Source organism: Hydrogenophaga sp. (assembly GCF_036675665.1).
Lineage (GTDB): Bacteria > Pseudomonadota > Gammaproteobacteria > Burkholderiales > Burkholderiaceae_C > Hydrogenophaga.
Window position 1 is genome coordinate 90,690 of sequence record NZ_JAKFEO010000015.1, and the last position, 15,629, is coordinate 106,318.

Sequence of the window (15,629 nt, forward strand, 5' to 3'; positions counted from 1 at the left end):
TCTGAAGCGAGCTTTGCGCTCGTCAAGCTTTTCCGTAGCCGCCACCGCCGGGGGTGTGGATCTCGAAGATGTCGCCTGGCTTCATTTCCGCCTGCCCGATGTGGCCCAGCTCCTCCTCTGAGCCATCTACCCGCACCACTCGATTGAGGCCCACCTGACCGGCCTGCCCACCGCCCATGCCGAACGCGCCGTGGAGGCGGCCATTGGACAGGATGCTGGCAGTCATGTCTTCGAGGAAACGAACGCGCCGCACGCCGCCGTGCCCCCCGTGCCAGCGGCCTGTGCCGCCTGAGCCTTCGCGGATCTCGTAGCTCTCCAGCCGAACCGGGAAGCGGAACTCCAGCACTTCGGGATCGGTCAGGCGTGAGTTGGTCATGTGGGTCTGCACCACGCTCGTGCCATCAAATCCCTCTCCCGCGCCACTGCCGCCCGAGATCGTTTCGTAATACTGGTGGGCCGCGTTGCCGAAGGTGAAGTTGTTCATCGTGCACTGACTCGCAGCCATCACGCCCAGCGCGCCATACAAGGCGTTGGTGATGCAGCTGGAGGTCTCCACGTTGCCGGCCACCACCGATGCCGGCGGATTGGGGTTGAGCATGGAGCCCGCGGGGATGATGACCTTGAGTGGCTTGAGGCAGCCGGCGTTCAGCGGGATATCGTCGTCGACCAAGGTGCGGAACACATAGAGCACAGCGGCCATGCACACCGCGGTGGGGGCGTTGAAGTTGTTGAGTTGCTGAGCCGACGTTCCAGTGAAGTCGATCTCTGCGCTGCGCTGTGCGGTATTCACCCGCACGGCCACCTGAATCTGCGCACCGTTGTCCAGCGGCAGGGTGAATGCGCCGTCTTTGAGGCGCGTGATCACGCGTCGCACCGACTCTTCCGCGTTGTCCTGTACATGGCGCATGTAGGCTTGCACCACGTCAAGACCGAACTGCTCGACCATCTTGCGCAGCTCCTGCACACCCTTTTCGTTGGCGGCGATCTGTGCCTTGAGGTCGGCCATGTTCTGCTGCGGGTTGCGAGAGGGAAACTCTCCGCCTTGCAACAGCGCCACCATCTCGGCTTCGAGCAAGACGCCACGATCAACCAACTTGACGTTGTTGATCTGCACGCCCTCTTGTTCGATGCGCGTTGAGAACGGAGGCATGGACCCTGGAGTGGTGCCCCCGATGTCGGCATGGTGGCCGCGCGAGCCGACGTAGAACGTGGGCTTGTTGCCCAGGTACACCGGCGTGATCACGGTCACGTCGGGCAGGTGGGTTCCACCGTGGTATGGGTCATTGAGCGCATACACATCGCCACGCTGCATCTTGCCGGCGTTCTCACGGATCACGGTCTTGATGCTCTCGCCCATGGAGCCCAGGTGCACCGGCATGTGAGGTGCATTGGCAATCAAGTTGCCCTCGGCGTCGAACAGCGCGCACGAGAAGTCGAGTCGCTCCTTGATGTTGACCGAGTAGGCAGTGTTCTGCAGTTGCAGCCCCATCTGCTCGGCGATGTTCATGAACAGATTGTTGAACACCTCCAGCAGCACGGGGTCCACCGTGGTGCCCACGGCGTAGGTCACGGTACGCGGCACGCGGCGGTCCAGAACCAGGTGATCGAGCGCGGTCAGAACAGCTTCCCAACCCGGCTCCACCACCGTTGTGGCATTCTTTTCGGCAATGATCGCCGGCCCTGGAATCACGTCACCCGGGCGCAGATCCTCGCGCACCACCAGGGCAGCGTCCAACCATTGACCACCGGAATACATGCGCACGGTTTCGCGCCGCGGCACTTCGCGGGCTTCATGCGTTTCAAAGCGGGGTTCGTCGGGCGCGTCGCCCGGCACCACCGCTTCCACCGACACCGCTTCCACCACCAGGCGCTTGCCTTGCATCAGGAAAGAGAAGCGCTGGCGGTAAGCGGACTCGAAGCCAGCCTGGATCGTGGCAAGGTCCCCGAATGGCACAACCAATGCCGAGTCGCTGCCTTCGTAGCGCACGTGCACCCTGTGGTGCACCTTGGCTTCACCCGCATTCACCTGCTGGCGTTCCAGTTCCGCTTGCGCGGTTGCGCCCAATGCATCGAGTTTTTCAGCAATCAGCGGCAAGGAGGTGGCCGCCAGCGGCAACTCCACCGCCTGCTCACGAATGACGTTTTGATCCGCCAGACCCATGCCGTAAGCGCTGAGCACGCCTGCAAGCGGGTGCACGAACACGCGCGTCATGCCCAATGCATCAGCGACCAGGCAGGCGTGTTGCCCGCCCGCACCGCCGAAGCACTGCAGTGTGTAGCGTGTGACGTCATAACCGCGTGCGACTGAAATCTTCTTGATCGCGTTGGCCATCTGCTGAACCGCGATATTGATGAAACCTTCTGCCACTTCTTCAGGTGGACGACCGGTCTGCGCCGCCAATTCACCGAATCGAGCCTGCACCGCCTCCAGGCTCAACGCCTCGTTGGCCTTGGGGCCGAACACCTTGGGGAAATGGCGCGGCTGGATCTTGCCGGTCATCACGTTGGCATCGGTGACCGCCAGCGGTCCGCCACGGCGGTAGCTGGCGGGTCCTGGGTTGGCACCTGCACTTTCGGGGCCCACACGGAAGCGGGCACCGTCGAATGAAAGAATGGAGCCTCCACCGGCCGCCACGGTGTGGATGCTCATCATGGGTGCGCGCATGCGCACACCCGCCACCTGGGTTTCAAACTCGCGTTCGAATTCACCCGCATAGTGTGAAACGTCGGTGGAGGTGCCACCCATGTCAAAGCCGATCACCTTGTCCTGGCCCGCCAGGCCCGCCGTGCGGGCCATGCCCACAATGCCGCCAGCCGGACCTGAGAGGATCGCATCCTTGCCCTGGAACGCTCGCGCGTCCGTCAATCCGCCCGAAGACTGCATGAAGAACAGCTTGACACCCGGCATCTCGCCGGCCACCTGCTCCACATAGCGTCGCAGGATGGGCGAGAGGTAGGCGTCGACCACGGTCGTGTCGCCGCGGCTCACGAACTTCATCATCGGACTGGTCTCATGCGAGGTGCTCACCTGCGTGAAGCCGACCTCACGGGCAATGCGACTGGCGGCCTGTTCGTGGGCGGTGAAGCGGTAGCCGTGCATGAACACGATGGCCATGCTGCGCAGTCCGCGCGCGTATGCGGCCAACAAATCTCGACGCAACGCCACCTCATCCAGCACCTGCAGCACATTGCCGTGCGCGCTGACACGTTCCTGTGCCTCAATCACCTCGCTGTACAGCAACTCGGGCAAGACAATGCGGCGATCGAACAGGCGCGGGCGGTTTTGGTACGCGATGCGAAGCGCATCACGAAAACCGCGTGTGGTCACGAGCAGCGTTGGTTCGCCCTTGCGCTCCAGCAGCGCGTTGGTGGCCACAGTGGTGCCCATCTTCACGCACTCCACGAGCGCAGGCGTCACAGGCTCGCCGTGTTTCAAACCCAGCAGGTGGCGAATGCCGGCCACCGCCGCATCACGGTACTGCTCGGGGTTCTCGGACAAAAGCTTGTGGGTGGTGAGTGAACCATCCGGCTTCTTGGCCACGATGTCGGTGAAGGTGCCGCCACGATCGATCCAGAATTGCCAGCGGCTGCCCAGTGGGGAAGTGTTGTCTTGCATGATTTGCGAACTTTAACGTTGAAGGTAGTAGGGAACGAAGATCAGGTTGGCTTCGCTGCCCACCGATCTCACCCATTCACGGGAAAACTTTTCGCCCAGACGCTTGAGTTCAGCTTCGAAGCCGAGTGGCACGCGGCCCACCTTGATGCCGCGGCGCTGCAACTCCTGGGTGGATTCGTTGGCCACCGCCTCACTCAGCGCCCAGCCGCGTACCTCGGCGCGGGCGGCAGCCTGGGTCACCGCCTCACGGACTGATGTGGGCAAAGCGTCAAAAGCCTTGGCATTGACGAACACAATGTTTTTGGGGAACCAGGCGTTGATACCGTAGTAGAAGCCGATCTGGTCCCACACGCGGTTCTCCACCCCGGTCACGGCGGAGGTGATCATGCTGTCCACCCTGCGGTCGGCGAGCGCCTGATTGACCTCGACCATCGGCACATCCACCGGCGAAGCACCCAGCATCTCGGCGATGCGCACGGTGGACTGGTTGTAGGTGCGCATGCGTGTGCCTTTGAAGTCGGCCGCCGAGTGCACTGGCTGGTTGGTGAACAACCCTTGAGGTGGCCAGGGCACCACGTACAAAGCCTTCAACCCTCTCGCTCCAAAATGCTTCTCGATCAATGGGCGCTGCAAATGCCAGAGCCGACGGGCATCACCATAGCTTTGCACCACGAAGGGAATGGCATCGGCCCCCGCGATCGGGATATCCCCCACCATGCTGGTCATGATGGTCTCACCCGCCTCCACCTTGCCCTCTTGCACCGCCCGACGGATCTCCACGAGCTTGAACAGGGTGTTGTCGGGGCGAAGCTCGATGCGCAACGCGCCAGCCGTGGCTTGCTCCACATCGCCCGCGAACTGGGCAAGGTTCTGCGTGTGAAATGAGTCCGCCCTGTAGCCAGTTGCCAGTTGCCAGCGCGTCTGCGCGTGCGTCACCGAGGCCGCAGTCAATGCGGCCAGCAGAAACAGCTTCATGGGCATCTCCGGTTCAGTGGGCCAGGCTCAACTCTGCATCTGGCGCGGCAGCCACAGCACGATGTCGGGAACAAAGTAGGTCAGGAGCACCGCGACCAGCATCAGCAGGAACAGCGGCAATGCGGTGCGGGCAATCCAGGTCACTTCGCGCCGGGTCAATCCCTGGATCACAAACAAATTGAAGCCCACCGGGGGTGTGATCTGTGCCATCTCGACCACCAGCACGATGAAGATGCCGAACCAGATGAGGTCGAAGCCGGCGGCTTCGACGGTGGGCAACAACACCGCAATGGTCAGCACCACCATCGAAATGCCATCCAGAAAACACCCGAGCACGATGAAGAACACGATCAACATCAGCATCAGATTGAACGGCGACAGGTGCAACCCGCCGATGAATTCGGCCAGGTGGCGCGGCAGACCAATGAAGCCCATGGCCAGGGTGAGGAACGCAGCGCCCGCCAGGATCAACCCGATCATGCAGTAGATGCGACAGGCAGCGACCAAACCGTCCTTGAAGCGCGCCCAGTCCAGCGAGCCCTCGATCCTGGCCAGGAACAGAGCGCCGCCAACACCCAATGCGGCCGCTTCGGTGGCGGTGGCAATGCCGCTGTAGATACCCCCCAGCACCAGAGCGATCAGTGAGACCACCGGGATCAGGTGCCGCGAGGCATGGATCTTCTGAGCAAAGGTCATGGCCGTATCGGCGGCGGGAACCTTGTCCTTGTTGAACAGAGCCCACACGATGATGTAGCCCATGAACAGCATTGCCAGCATCAAGCCCGGCAACACACCGGCCAGAAACAGCTTGGAGATCGAGACGTTGGCCGCGACACCGTAGACGATCATGATGATCGAAGGGGGAATCAGCAGGCCCAGCGTGCCAGCGCCGGCGAGCGTGCCCACCGAGATGTCTTCAGGGTACCCCCGCTTCTTCAACTCCGGCAGCGTGATCTTGCCGATGGTGGCGCAGGTGGCCGCGGACGAACCCGAGATCGCCGCGAAGATGGTGCAGCCCACGACGTTGGTGTGGAGCAGGCGGCCCGGCAGTCGATCGAGCCAGGGGGCCAGGCCCTTGAACATGTCGTCCGAAAGCTTGCTTCGAAACAGAATCTCGCCCATCCACAGGAACAGCGGCAGCGCCGTCAGAGTCCAGCTTGATGTTGAACCCCAGATGGTCAACATCATGCTGTCACCGACGGGGCGAGAGGTGAACAGATCCATGCCGATCAGCGCCACCGCGAGCAGGGACAGGCCAATCCACAAACCGCCACCCAGCAGGGCGAGCAGCAGCAGCATCAGGCCTGCGGCAATCAAGATATCCATGGAAATTCCTTCGAGGCAGAGCGGGAGTTATTCGATGTGCGCGGCTTCTGTGCTCACCGCAATGAAGTGGCCGCCCTGCCAGCGCATCAGCAGCGCATGGGCAAATGACAGCGCAAAGCCAACGCAACCCAGCGCCATGCCGAGTTGGGGAATCCACAGAGGCGTGGCGTCTGCACCCGGGGAGATGTCGTGCGTGTCCCAAGAGACCCAAACGAGTCGGATGGCGTACCAGGCCAACGCCAGCGCGATGACCAACCCTCCGGCGAGACAGATCCATTCCAGCGCACCACGAACACGTGTCGGCAAACGGTCCAGCAACAGCGTCACGCGAATGTGATCGCCATGCCGCAGCGTGGTGGGCAGGGCGAGAAACAGCGCACAAGCAATGGCATAGCCCGCATAGGCATCAAGCCCCGGGATGTCCCAATGCACTTCACGCGCCACGACACCGAGCAGCACGGCGGCAAAAGCCGCGATCATGGATACGCACGACAGGAACATCAGCCCCTGGTAGAAACGAAAGGCGAATTGGGACACCGCACTCTCCTGGGTTCGGTTGAAGGGCAAAAAAAAGGGAGTGAGGCGAGCGGGCAGAAGCGCCCGCCCGTCAGGGAGGCGGCTTACCGCACGCCGCGGTAAGCGTCGATCACGGCCTGGCCTTCGGGGCCGGCGGTCTTGAGCCAGTCGCTGGTCATGGTTTCGCCGATGGCGGCGAGCTCTTTCTTGAGGCTGTCGGACGGTTCTGCAATCGTCATGCCCTTGGCGCCGAGTTCCTTGATGAACTCGCCGTTGAGTCTCTCACTGGTGACCCAGCCGCGCTGCTCAGCCGCAGCAGCCGCCTTGATCACGGCGTCCTGCAGGGGCTTGTCCAGCGCATCAAAGGCCTTCTGGTTCACCACGGTGGCGTTGCGCGGCAACCATGCGCTGACCGGGTAGAAGTACTTCACCTGCTCGTACAGCTTGCTCTCGACACCACTGGCGCTGGAGGTGAGGAAGTTCTGCACCCCACCGGTGGCCAGCGCCTGCGGCAGTTCTGCCAGCTGGATGGTGACCGGCTGGGCCTTGAGCAACTGCGCAATGCGCGTGGTGGCGGGGTTGTAGGCACGCATCTTCGTGCCAGCCAGATCGGCGGGGCTATTCACCGGCTTGATCGAGTAGAGCGACTGACCGGGCCATGGCACGGTGAACAACACTTTCATGCCCTGGGAACCCAACAGCTTGTCCTGGGCCGGTTTGCCTGCTTCGTACAGGCGCTTGGCCGCGGGGTAGGTGGTGGCCAGAAAGGGGATGGAGTCCAGACCGAACAGGGCGTTCTCGTTGGCCGACCCCGACAGGATGAACTCGGCCACCGGCACCTGAGCGGTCTGCACGGCGCGCTTGATCTCGTTGGCCTTGTAGAGCGAGCCGCCCGGATGCACCGTGATCTTGAGTTTGCCGCCGGTGAGCTGGTCCACCTCGTCGGCGAACTGCTGCACGTTCTGGGTCTGGAAACTGTTGGCGGAATACCCCGTGGGAAGGTCCCACCTGGTTTGTGCCGAAGCGGCGCCGGCAAGGGTGACAGCGGTAAGGCAGAACAGCATCTTTTTCATCGTAGGCTCCTGGTTCAAAAAATGGCTAACTGGTGATTGAGAAGGTCGGTGATCAGCATCGCACCGGGGGCGTGCGTGATGCAGAACGCGGGACGGGCCTGCTGGATCGCGGCCTGCGGTGTGACGCCACAAGCCCAGAACACCGGCAGTTCATCGGGCAGCACGTCCACCGCGTCGCCATAGTCGGGCCGCGAAAGGTCGTGAATGCCGATCTGGGACGGATCACCGATGTGCACCGGTGCACCGTGGACACTGGGAAAGCGCGATGTGACCTGCACCGCTCGGATGGCGTCTGCAGCCTTCATGGGGCGCATGGACACCACCAAAGGGCCACTGAAAAGGCCGGCTGGTTCCGTGGGGATGTTGGTTCGATACATGGCAACGTTGCGCCCCTGCTCAACATGGCGCAACGACAAACCAGCCACCATCAGCGCCTGCTCAAAGGAAAACGAACAACCGATCACGAAGCTCACCAGACCTTCACGCCAGAGGCTGGTGATGTCCGTGGGCTCGTCGATCAGTTCACCATGGCGCCAGACGCGATAGCGCGGCAAGTCGGAACAGATGTTGATGTCCGGACCCAGCGTCGGCAACAGGCGATCACCTGGTTCCGACACCGCCAGCAGCGGGCAGGGCTTGGGGTTGCGCTGGCAGTAACGCAGGAAATCCACGGCCAACGACTCCGGCAGGATGACAACGTTGCCCTGTACATGCTGGTCGGCCAGGCCGCTGGTGTGTGAACTCCAACGACCCAGGCGGATCAAGCTGCGCACATGGGAAGCGTTCTGCAGGCCGTCCTGCCCGAACACATCCACCGCCAATTGGGGAGTTGAATCCACCGCGTCTCCTGCTGCTTTCGCATGTCACCGTGATGACGATGGGCGGATTGTGGAGGGCGATCAGCGTGAACTCAAATTCAAAATTTTTCGCTTATCTCATCGATTTTTTCGATGCTCACGAACGGGGCACGGTGCGCCTGGATGGTGCACGCGCGGCGCGAGTCTTGGTACCAAACTGCGCTTCAACGAAGGTCAAGGCCGATTTCACCACCGTCTCCACGGCGTCCGTGGTGGGGTCTGTCCGATAGCTGGCGTGGATCGGCAACGGCTGCAACGCGCTGTCGCATGCCAGCGGGCGCAGGTCGGGGTAGTTCTGCATGCGCTGGACCGCGTAAAGAGGCAGCGTGGCCACACCGAAGCCCCCCTGCACCAGCTGCACCATGGCCGAGATCGACGAGATGGTGTGCACACGACCGGGTTCCACGCCCTCCTGCCGAAACAGATCGATCAGCGCCACATGCGGGTGGGAACCGCGTTGGAAGGTCAACAGTTCCAGTTCGGACAATTCGCTCAATGCATAACGGCGCTTGCGATGCAGTTGCGCATGCCCCATGAACACCATCTCCATCGGTGGCAGGCTTCGGCTGCGCACGCCGTCGGCCGCCGCGGGCAACGCGGCAAACACGATGTCCTGCGTGCCGCGTTGCACCTGCTCCACCAGGATGGGCGTGGTCTCCACCGTGAGTTCCAGCGCCAGCGCAGGGTGGTCGGCGCGCAGTTTCTCGATCCAGGGGATCAACCACGAATGCAGTACCGATTCGATGGCGCCAATGCGCAGCGATACCGCCAACGCGGCACCCGATCCCATCTCGGCCTTCACCTCGCGCTGCAGCTCCAGCAGCCGCTGGGCATAAGTGAAGAAGCGTGTTCCCGCCACCGTCAGGCGGAACTGCTTGTCACGCCGATCCAGCAGCAGAACACCGAGTTCTTCCTCCAGCGCTGCAATGCGGCTGGACATGGCCGATTGCGTGAGGAACAGCTTGTCGGCCGCACGCGTGACGCTTTTGAGCGACGCCACCCAGTAAAACGCTTCGACAAATCGCAGGTTCATGGAATCGACTCCGGGGGAAATACCCGAGCGTCTGGCCCGGTATTTGCATTTATGCTGATGGTCCTCGTCATTCAACCCATTGTCCCGGAGAAACCATGAAGAACCAATTTGGCCTGTTCGCCGCCGCCCTTGTCCTGGGCTCCGCTGCCCACGCACAAACCAAATGGGATTTGCCGGCAGCCTACCCGGCGACCAACTTCCATTCCGTCAACCTCGCTTCATTCGCGTCCGATGTGCAGAAGGCCACGGGCGGCAAACTGCAGATCACCGTGCACCCCGGTGCATCGTTGTTCAAAGCTCCCGAGATCAAGCGCGCCGTGCAAGGCGGGCAGGCACAGATCGGCGAGATCCTGTTGGCCGCGTACCAGAATGAATGGCAGATGTTCGGCGCCGATGGCCTGCCCTTCCTGGCCACCAGTTACGCCGATTCCATGAAGCTCTACAAGGCACAGAAGCCCATTCTGGAGAAGAAGCTCGCAGAGCAGGGCATGACGCTGCTCTACACCGTGGCCTGGCCTCCGCAAGGCATCTACAGCAAGAAGCCCCTGAGCAGCGCGGCCGACCTCAAAGGCAGCAAGTGGCGCGCCTACAGCCCGGCCACCTCGCGCATCGCCGAACTGGTGGGCGCACAACCGGTCACCGTGCAGGCCGCCGAGCTGTCGCAGGCGCTGGCCACCGGTGCGGTCGAAGCCAACATGACCTCGGGCGCCACCGGCGTGGACAGCAAGCTTTACGAGCACCTGAAGTTCTACTACGACGTGCAGGCCTGGTTGCCGAAGAACGCCATCATCGTGAACAAGCGCGCGTTCGACGCACTGGACAAGCCCACGCAGGACGCGCTGCTCAAGGCCGGCGCTGACGCCGAAGCCCGCGGCTGGGCTGCTTCGCAAAAGGTCAACACCGACACGCTGGCCATCCTCAAGGCCAATGGCATGGCGGTGGAGCCGCCGTCGGCTGCGCTCAAGGCCGACATGCAGAAGGTGGGTGAGACCATGCTCAAGGAATGGCTTGAAAAAGCGGGTCCCGACGGCCAAGCCATGCTCGACGCGTATAAAAAGTAAACACCCCCCGCCGCGCTCCGCGCGACCCCCTCAAGGGGGCGAGACCTGCCGCCCGGCAAAGCCGGTTCGGCGGTCTCACTGGGTTGGACCCGGGCACGCGCAACGGGTCATTCATCTGAAGTCACATCCCCATGCGCAAATTCCTCGATTCTCTCTACCTCGGCGCGGCCTGGCTGGCCGCGCTGTTCATGATCGGCGTGCTGCTCATGGTGCTGTTGTCCGTGCTGGGTCGCGCGCTGCAGTTCTATGTGCCCGGCACCGACGCCTATGCAGGCTACGCCATGGCAGGTGCGGGGTTTCTCGCGCTGGCGCACACCCTCAAAAGCGGTGAACACATCCGCGTGACGCTGATCATCGGCAAACTCACCGGCCGCGCGCGGCGCGGACTGGAGCTGTGGTCGTTGTCGGTAGCGGTGCTTCTGGCCGGCCTGCTCGCGGTCTACGCCTGGCGGCTGGCCTGGCAGTCGCACCAATTCCACGACATCTCCACCGCCGCCGATGCCACGCCGCTGTGGATTCCGCAGATTCTCATGGCCGTGGGCACCACGGTGCTGCTGATCGCCTTCGTCGACGATTGGGTGCTGGAGTTGCAGCGCAAGCGTTCGCACGACAGCGTGGAGACGCGACATGAATGAAGTCCTCGTCACCACCATGCTCATCGTCTCGCTGTTCGCCCTGCTGGGCAGCGGCGTCTGGATCGGCCTCACGCTCGCGGGCGTGGCCTGGATCGGCATGGAGATGTTTTCCTCGCGGCCGGCGGGCGACGCCATGGCCATCACCATCTGGGGATCGGCCAGCAGCTGGACGCTGACCGCGCTGCCCTTGTTCGTGTGGATGGGTGAGATCCTGTTCCGAACGAAGCTCTCGGAGAGCATGTTCCGTGGTCTGGCACCCTGGGTCAACGCCCTGCCCGGTCGGCTGCTGCACACCAACATCCTGGGCAGCACCATCTTCGCTGCGGTCTCGGGTTCGTCGGCCGCCACCTGCGCCACCATCGGCAAGATGAGCATCCCCGAGCTCACCAAGCGTGGCTACCCGCCTGAAAAGATCGTCGGATCGCTCGGTGGCGCCAGCACGCTCGGCCTGCTGATTCCACCCTCGATCATCATGATCGTTTACGGCGTGGCGGCCGAGGTATCCATCGCCAAGCTGTTCGTGGCGGGTGTGCTTCCCGGCCTGATGCTGGCCGGGCTGTTCAGTGGACACCTGATGATCTGGGCACTGCTCAACCCGAAGAAGGTGCCGCGGAGCGACACGAGCATGACGCTGACGCAGAAGCTGAGCGAGTCGCGCCACCTGATCCCGGTGATCGTGCTCATCGGCGGCGTGATCGGCACCATCTACACCGGCGTCGCCACCGCCACCGAAGCGGCGGCGGTGGGCGTGGTGGGCGCACTCATCCTCTCGGGTGCGCAAGGCTCGCTGAACTGGACCACGTTCCGCGACTCGTTGCTGGGCGCCACACGCCTCTATTGCATGATCGCGCTGATCCTCGCGGGTGCGGCCTTTCTCACACTGGCCATGGGATACATCGGCCTGCCGCGCCACCTGGCAGAGTTCGTCACCGGGCTGAACCTGTCGCCAGGCGTGCTGCTGGTGGCGCTGGCGCTGTTCTACATCGTGCTCGGCTGTTTTCTTGACGGCATTTCCATGATCGTGCTGACCATGGGCGTGATCCTGCCCACGGTCACTGCCGCCGGCCTCGATCTGATCTGGTTCGGCGTCTTCGTGGTGATCGTGGTGGAGATGGCGCAGATCACGCCACCCGTGGGCTTCAACCTCTTTGTGCTGCAGGGCATGACCCAGCGCGAAATCACCTGGATCGCCAAGGTCTGCATGCCCTACTTCCTCCTGATGGTGCTGGCGCTGCTGTTGCTGTGGTGGTTTCCGCAAATCGTTACCTGGTTGCCATCGAGAATGTGACCTCGCCATCACCTAAGATGCAAGGCCCGCCACGATCAAACTGGCGGGCCTTTTTTTGTATTGCAGATCAACAAGGATTTTCGTGTTCAAGAATGTGACGATCTACCGCATTGCCCCCGGCTGGACGGCGACGCTGGCAGACATGGAAGCTGCGCTGGACGCGGCCCGTTTCAAGCCCTGTGGTGCCACGCAGGACAAATCGGTCGGCTGGGTGGAGCCGCGTGGTGAGGCCCACGGCCCGCTGGTGGAGTCGGTGGCCGGCCAGCGCATCCTGAAACTCCAGATCGAGACCAAGGGCGTACCCGGCTCGGTGGTGAAAAAGAAGGCGCAGGAAGAGGCCGACCACATCGAGGCCACCACCGGCCGCAAGCCCGGCAAGAAGGAAACCAAGGCGCTGCGCGAAGATGCGCTGCTGACCCTGCTGCCGCAAGCGTTTGCGCGCCAGATGAACGTGTGGGTCTGGCTCGACCTGGAAGCCGGCTGGCTCGTGACCGACGCCAGCAGCCAAGGAAAGATCGACGAGGTCGTGACCGCCCTGGTGCGAGCCTTCGATGGCCTGGTGATCACCCTGCTGCAGACCACCGTGACGCCGCAAACCGCGATGACGCAATGGCTTTCGGCCACCACGCCCGACGAATGGCCGGGCGGCTTCGCGGTGGAACGCGAGTGCGAGCTGAAATCGGGCGACGAGGAAAAGTCGTCGGTGAAATTCACCCGCCACAACCTCGCCACCGACGAGGTGCGCCAGCACATCACCGAGGGCAAACTGCCCACGCGCCTGGCGCTGAGCTGGGAAGGCCGCATCGGCTTCGTGCTCACCGAGTCGCTGCAGCTCAAGAAGATCAACTTCCTCGAAGGCGTGTTCGACGGCCGGCCCGACGAAGGCGAGAACGGTTTTGATGCCGACGTGGCCCTGTCCACCGGCGAGCTGCAGAAGCTGCTGCCCGAACTGGTCGAGGCGCTGGGCGGCGAGATGGCGTTCGGCGCCGCACCCGCGGGCGAGGCACCGGCTGCGGCTCAGCCCGCCGCGGTCACCGCCGATGGTGACGATGAAGGCCCGCCCTTCTAAAGCCTGAGCGATGAACACCGTGCCCAGCGTCATCGCCATCTGCCTGGGGGCCTGCGTGGGTGCTCTGGCCCGTTGGCGCCTGGGTCTGTGGCTCAGCGCGCCGGGCTCGCTGCTGCCCTGGGGCACCCTCGCCGCCAACTGGATCGGTGCCTACGCCATCGGCCTGTCGCTGGCCTTCTTCAATGCGCAGCCGCAGCTCGACCCCGTGTGGCGCCTGGCCATCGTCACCGGCCTGCTGGGGGCGCTGACGACCTTTTCCACCTTCTCGGCCGAGGTGGTGACGCTGCTGCAGCAAGGCCGCCTCGTGCTGGCCAGCGGCGTGGCCAGCCTGCACCTCGTCGGTTCGCTGCTGCTGACCTGGCTGGGCTTGCGCACGGCCGCGCTCTGGCTCACCCCGGCCTAGGCAGGCCGTACAACGCCGCCACCGCGCCGGCCTGCTGCGCCATGCGCTGGCGCATCGCGGGTGGCGCCAGCACCTCGATCTCATCGCCGAAGCCCAGCAATTGCCGGGCGCCCTGCTCAATGGACTCCACGCGGATCGTGACCTCATCACCCGTCTGATCGGCATATGGAATGCGCGCATTCGCCAGCCACTTCATGGCACGGTCTGACACGCGGACACGAACCTCGATCGACCGCAGGTCCGATTCGAAGCGCGCGGCAGATGCCCGCCAGGTGCCGGCAAGGTCGAAGCTTTTGGGGCGTCTGAAGGCAGCGCCCGTTTTCAGATCCAGCATGCTCGCCAACCGGTAGGTGCGCACGCCGTCACCCCCATCGCCCCGAGCTGGTGCCTCCACCGCGCGCGCCACCAGATACCACGCACCCGCCTTGAGCACCAGCCCCAGCGGCTCCAGCAAACGCTGCGTCATGCCCCGCCAGCTGTCGTAACGCACGTCGATGCGCCGTGCGCGCCAGACCGCATCAGCCGCCTCGCGCAGGAACCGCGGTGCGTCCTGGGTGCGGTACCAATCCACCGCGTCGATGTGCAGACGCTGGCCCACACGGTCGGCCTGTTCACGCCACTCGCCGGGCAGGCTGGCCACCATCTTCAGGCGGGCCGACGCCGCCGCGGCACCCAGGCCCAGCTCGGTGGCCGGCCCGGGCAGGCCGGCGAGCAACAGCGCGTTGGCCTCGGGCTCGGTCATGCCGGTGAGCTGCGTGCTCCAGCCCTCGCGCAACTGGAAACCGCCATGCCGCCCGCGCTCGCCCCACAGCGGCACGCCCGCCGCCGAGAGCTGATCGATGTCGCGCAGCACGGTGCGCTCCGACACCTCCATGGCCTGCGCCAGCGCGCCCGCCGTCAGACGGCCGCGCGCCTGCAGCAGCATCAGGATGGAGAGCAATCGGCTGGCTTTCATGGCCCGCCGATTTAAACATGACACGAGATGTCAGGTTATGAGGCAGATCATCGTCACACCGTTTTCAAGGAGCCCCCGATGTCTTCCACCCCGTCCGAATCCTCCCTGGTCGAACTGCGCCGCTACACATTGCACCCCGGCCAGCGAGACACCCTGATCGATCTGTTCGACCGCGAGTTCGTCGAAACCCAGGAGGCGGTCGGCATGCGCGTGATCGGCCAGTTCCGCGACCTCGACGACGACCAGCGTTTCGTCTGGCTGCGCGGCTTTGCCGACATGGCCCGCCGCCGCGCGGGTCTGGAGGCCTTCTACGGCGGCCCGGTGTGGCACGCGCACCGCGACGCCGCCAACGCCACCATGGTGGATTCGGACGACGTGTTCCTGCTTCGCCCGGCCTGGCCTGGCGCGGGCATCGACAACCCGACATCCGGGCGCCCGGCAATCGGCACTGCAACACCACCCGGCCTGCTGGACGCCAGCGTCTTCCCCCTGCGTGCACCCGCCAGCGACGACCTGCTCAGGCTGTGCCGCGAGGTGCTCTCGCCCGTGCTCCGGCAGGGCGGCGCGCGGCAGATCGGCTGGTACGTGAGCGAAACCCGCCCCAACGACTTTCCGCGCCTGCCGGTGCGCGAAGGCGAGCCGGTGCTGGTCGGCCTGGCGCTGTTCGACCACCTCACCGCCTTCGAGGCCTTCGCCCGCGGCGGCGCCTGGGCGCGCGACGCACAGCCTGCACTCGCGCCCTGGCTGGCGCGCCCCGCCGAAAGCCACCGCCTGGTGCCCACCGCGCGCTCGGCCCTGCACGCCTGAACCTCAACCCTTCGT

At 64.0% G+C, this 15,629-nt stretch carries 14 protein-coding genes; 6 read left to right on the top strand and 8 right to left on the bottom strand.

The window, feature by feature from the left end; translation table 11 throughout:
- Window positions 1–22: 22 nt before the first annotated feature.
- The 7 genes from V6M63_RS08460 to V6M63_RS08490 form a co-directional block, all read right to left on the bottom strand.
- Window positions 23–3,616, bottom strand: coding sequence for a hydantoinase B/oxoprolinase family protein (locus tag V6M63_RS08460; RefSeq protein ID WP_332741140.1), 3,594 nt, complete (start codon window positions 3,614–3,616; stop codon window positions 23–25).
- 12 nt (window positions 3,617–3,628) lie between these two features.
- Window positions 3,629–4,591: a TRAP transporter substrate-binding protein gene (locus tag V6M63_RS08465; RefSeq protein WP_332741141.1), complete on the bottom strand. Its 963-nt coding sequence runs from the start codon at window positions 4,589–4,591 to the stop codon at window positions 3,629–3,631.
- 27 nt (window positions 4,592–4,618) lie between these two features.
- Window positions 4,619–5,917: a TRAP transporter large permease gene (locus V6M63_RS08470; protein WP_332741142.1), complete on the bottom strand. Its 1,299-nt coding sequence runs from the start codon at window positions 5,915–5,917 to the stop codon at window positions 4,619–4,621.
- A 27-nt stretch (window positions 5,918–5,944) separates the two neighbouring features.
- Window positions 5,945–6,454 carry a TRAP transporter small permease gene (locus tag V6M63_RS08475; RefSeq protein WP_332741143.1) on the bottom strand — a complete coding sequence of 170 codons (510 nt, stop codon included), beginning with the start codon at window positions 6,452–6,454 and terminating at the stop codon, window positions 5,945–5,947.
- 83 nt (window positions 6,455–6,537) lie between these two features.
- Entirely contained in the window at window positions 6,538–7,506 is a 969-nt protein-coding gene (locus tag V6M63_RS08480) for a TRAP transporter substrate-binding protein (RefSeq protein WP_332741144.1), read from the bottom strand.
- A gap of 14 nt (window positions 7,507–7,520) precedes the next feature.
- Complete coding sequence (locus V6M63_RS08485; protein WP_332741220.1) at window positions 7,521–8,297, bottom strand: putative hydro-lyase; 777 nt, start codon at window positions 8,295–8,297, stop codon at window positions 7,521–7,523.
- 163 nt (window positions 8,298–8,460) lie between these two features.
- Window positions 8,461–9,396 carry a LysR family transcriptional regulator gene (locus tag V6M63_RS08490; RefSeq protein WP_332741145.1) on the bottom strand — a complete coding sequence of 312 codons (936 nt, stop codon included), beginning with the start codon at window positions 9,394–9,396 and terminating at the stop codon, window positions 8,461–8,463.
- Between the two features lie 95 nt (window positions 9,397–9,491).
- Here V6M63_RS08490 and V6M63_RS08495 point away from each other — a divergent pair, with 95 nt between their 5' ends.
- The 5 genes from V6M63_RS08495 (at window position 9,492) to crcB (ending at window position 13,852) form a co-directional block, all read left to right on the top strand.
- A complete protein-coding gene (locus V6M63_RS08495) occupies window positions 9,492–10,457 on the top strand; it encodes a TRAP transporter substrate-binding protein (protein ID WP_332741146.1) in 966 nt (321 codons plus the stop codon).
- Window positions 10,458–10,588: 131 nt separating this feature from the next.
- Window positions 10,589–11,092: a TRAP transporter small permease gene (locus V6M63_RS08500; protein ID WP_332741147.1), complete on the top strand. Its 504-nt coding sequence runs from the start codon at window positions 10,589–10,591 to the stop codon at window positions 11,090–11,092.
- On the top strand, window positions 11,085–12,380 hold the full coding sequence (locus V6M63_RS08505) for a TRAP transporter large permease (RefSeq protein WP_332741148.1): 1,296 nt from the start codon (window positions 11,085–11,087) through the stop codon (window positions 12,378–12,380). Before V6M63_RS08500 ends, V6M63_RS08505 begins: the two co-directional genes overlap by 8 nt.
- Before the next feature lie 82 nt (window positions 12,381–12,462).
- Entirely contained in the window at window positions 12,463–13,449 is a 987-nt protein-coding gene (locus V6M63_RS08510; RefSeq protein WP_332741149.1) for a recombination-associated protein RdgC, read from the top strand.
- A gap of 10 nt (window positions 13,450–13,459) precedes the next feature.
- Window positions 13,460–13,852: a fluoride efflux transporter CrcB gene (crcB, locus tag V6M63_RS08515; RefSeq protein WP_442909564.1), complete on the top strand. Its 393-nt coding sequence runs from the start codon at window positions 13,460–13,462 to the stop codon at window positions 13,850–13,852.
- Here crcB and V6M63_RS08520 read toward each other — a convergent pair.
- Window positions 13,839–14,807 (bottom strand): helix-turn-helix transcriptional regulator, encoded by a 969-nt coding sequence (locus V6M63_RS08520; protein ID WP_332741150.1) that lies wholly within the window; start codon window positions 14,805–14,807, stop codon window positions 13,839–13,841. The genes crcB and V6M63_RS08520 overlap by 14 nt on opposite strands.
- A 78-nt stretch (window positions 14,808–14,885) precedes the next feature.
- Between V6M63_RS08520 and V6M63_RS08525 the strand changes: the two genes are divergently transcribed.
- Complete coding sequence (locus V6M63_RS08525) at window positions 14,886–15,614, top strand: NIPSNAP family protein (RefSeq protein WP_332741151.1); 729 nt, start codon at window positions 14,886–14,888, stop codon at window positions 15,612–15,614.
- The last annotated feature ends 15 nt before the right edge of the window (window positions 15,615–15,629 follow it).

Excerpts from the sequence above, each read along its gene's own strand:
- V6M63_RS08505 (WP_332741148.1), top strand. The coding sequence starts at position 11,085 with ATGAATGAAGTCCTCGTCACCACCATGCTCATCGTCTCGCTGTTCGCC.
- V6M63_RS08495 (WP_332741146.1), top strand. The coding sequence starts at position 9,492 with ATGAAGAACCAATTTGGCCTGTTCGCCGCCGCCCTTGTCCTGGGCTCC.
- V6M63_RS08465 (WP_332741141.1), bottom strand. The coding sequence starts at position 4,591 with ATGAAGCTGTTTCTGCTGGCCGCATTGACTGCGGCCTCGGTGACGCAC.
- V6M63_RS08460 (WP_332741140.1), bottom strand. The coding sequence starts at position 3,616 with ATGCAAGACAACACTTCCCCACTGGGCAGCCGCTGGCAATTCTGGATC.
- V6M63_RS08520 (WP_332741150.1), bottom strand. The coding sequence starts at position 14,807 with ATGAAAGCCAGCCGATTGCTCTCCATCCTGATGCTGCTGCAGGCGCGC.
- V6M63_RS08470 (WP_332741142.1), bottom strand. The coding sequence starts at position 5,917 with ATGGATATCTTGATTGCCGCAGGCCTGATGCTGCTGCTGCTCGCCCTG.
- V6M63_RS08480 (WP_332741144.1), bottom strand. The coding sequence starts at position 7,506 with ATGAAAAAGATGCTGTTCTGCCTTACCGCTGTCACCCTTGCCGGCGCC.
- V6M63_RS08525 (WP_332741151.1), top strand. The coding sequence starts at position 14,886 with ATGTCTTCCACCCCGTCCGAATCCTCCCTGGTCGAACTGCGCCGCTAC.
- V6M63_RS08500 (WP_332741147.1), top strand. The coding sequence starts at position 10,589 with ATGCGCAAATTCCTCGATTCTCTCTACCTCGGCGCGGCCTGGCTGGCC.
- V6M63_RS08490 (WP_332741145.1), bottom strand. The coding sequence starts at position 9,396 with ATGAACCTGCGATTTGTCGAAGCGTTTTACTGGGTGGCGTCGCTCAAA.
- crcB (WP_442909564.1), top strand. The coding sequence starts at position 13,460 with ATGAACACCGTGCCCAGCGTCATCGCCATCTGCCTGGGGGCCTGCGTG.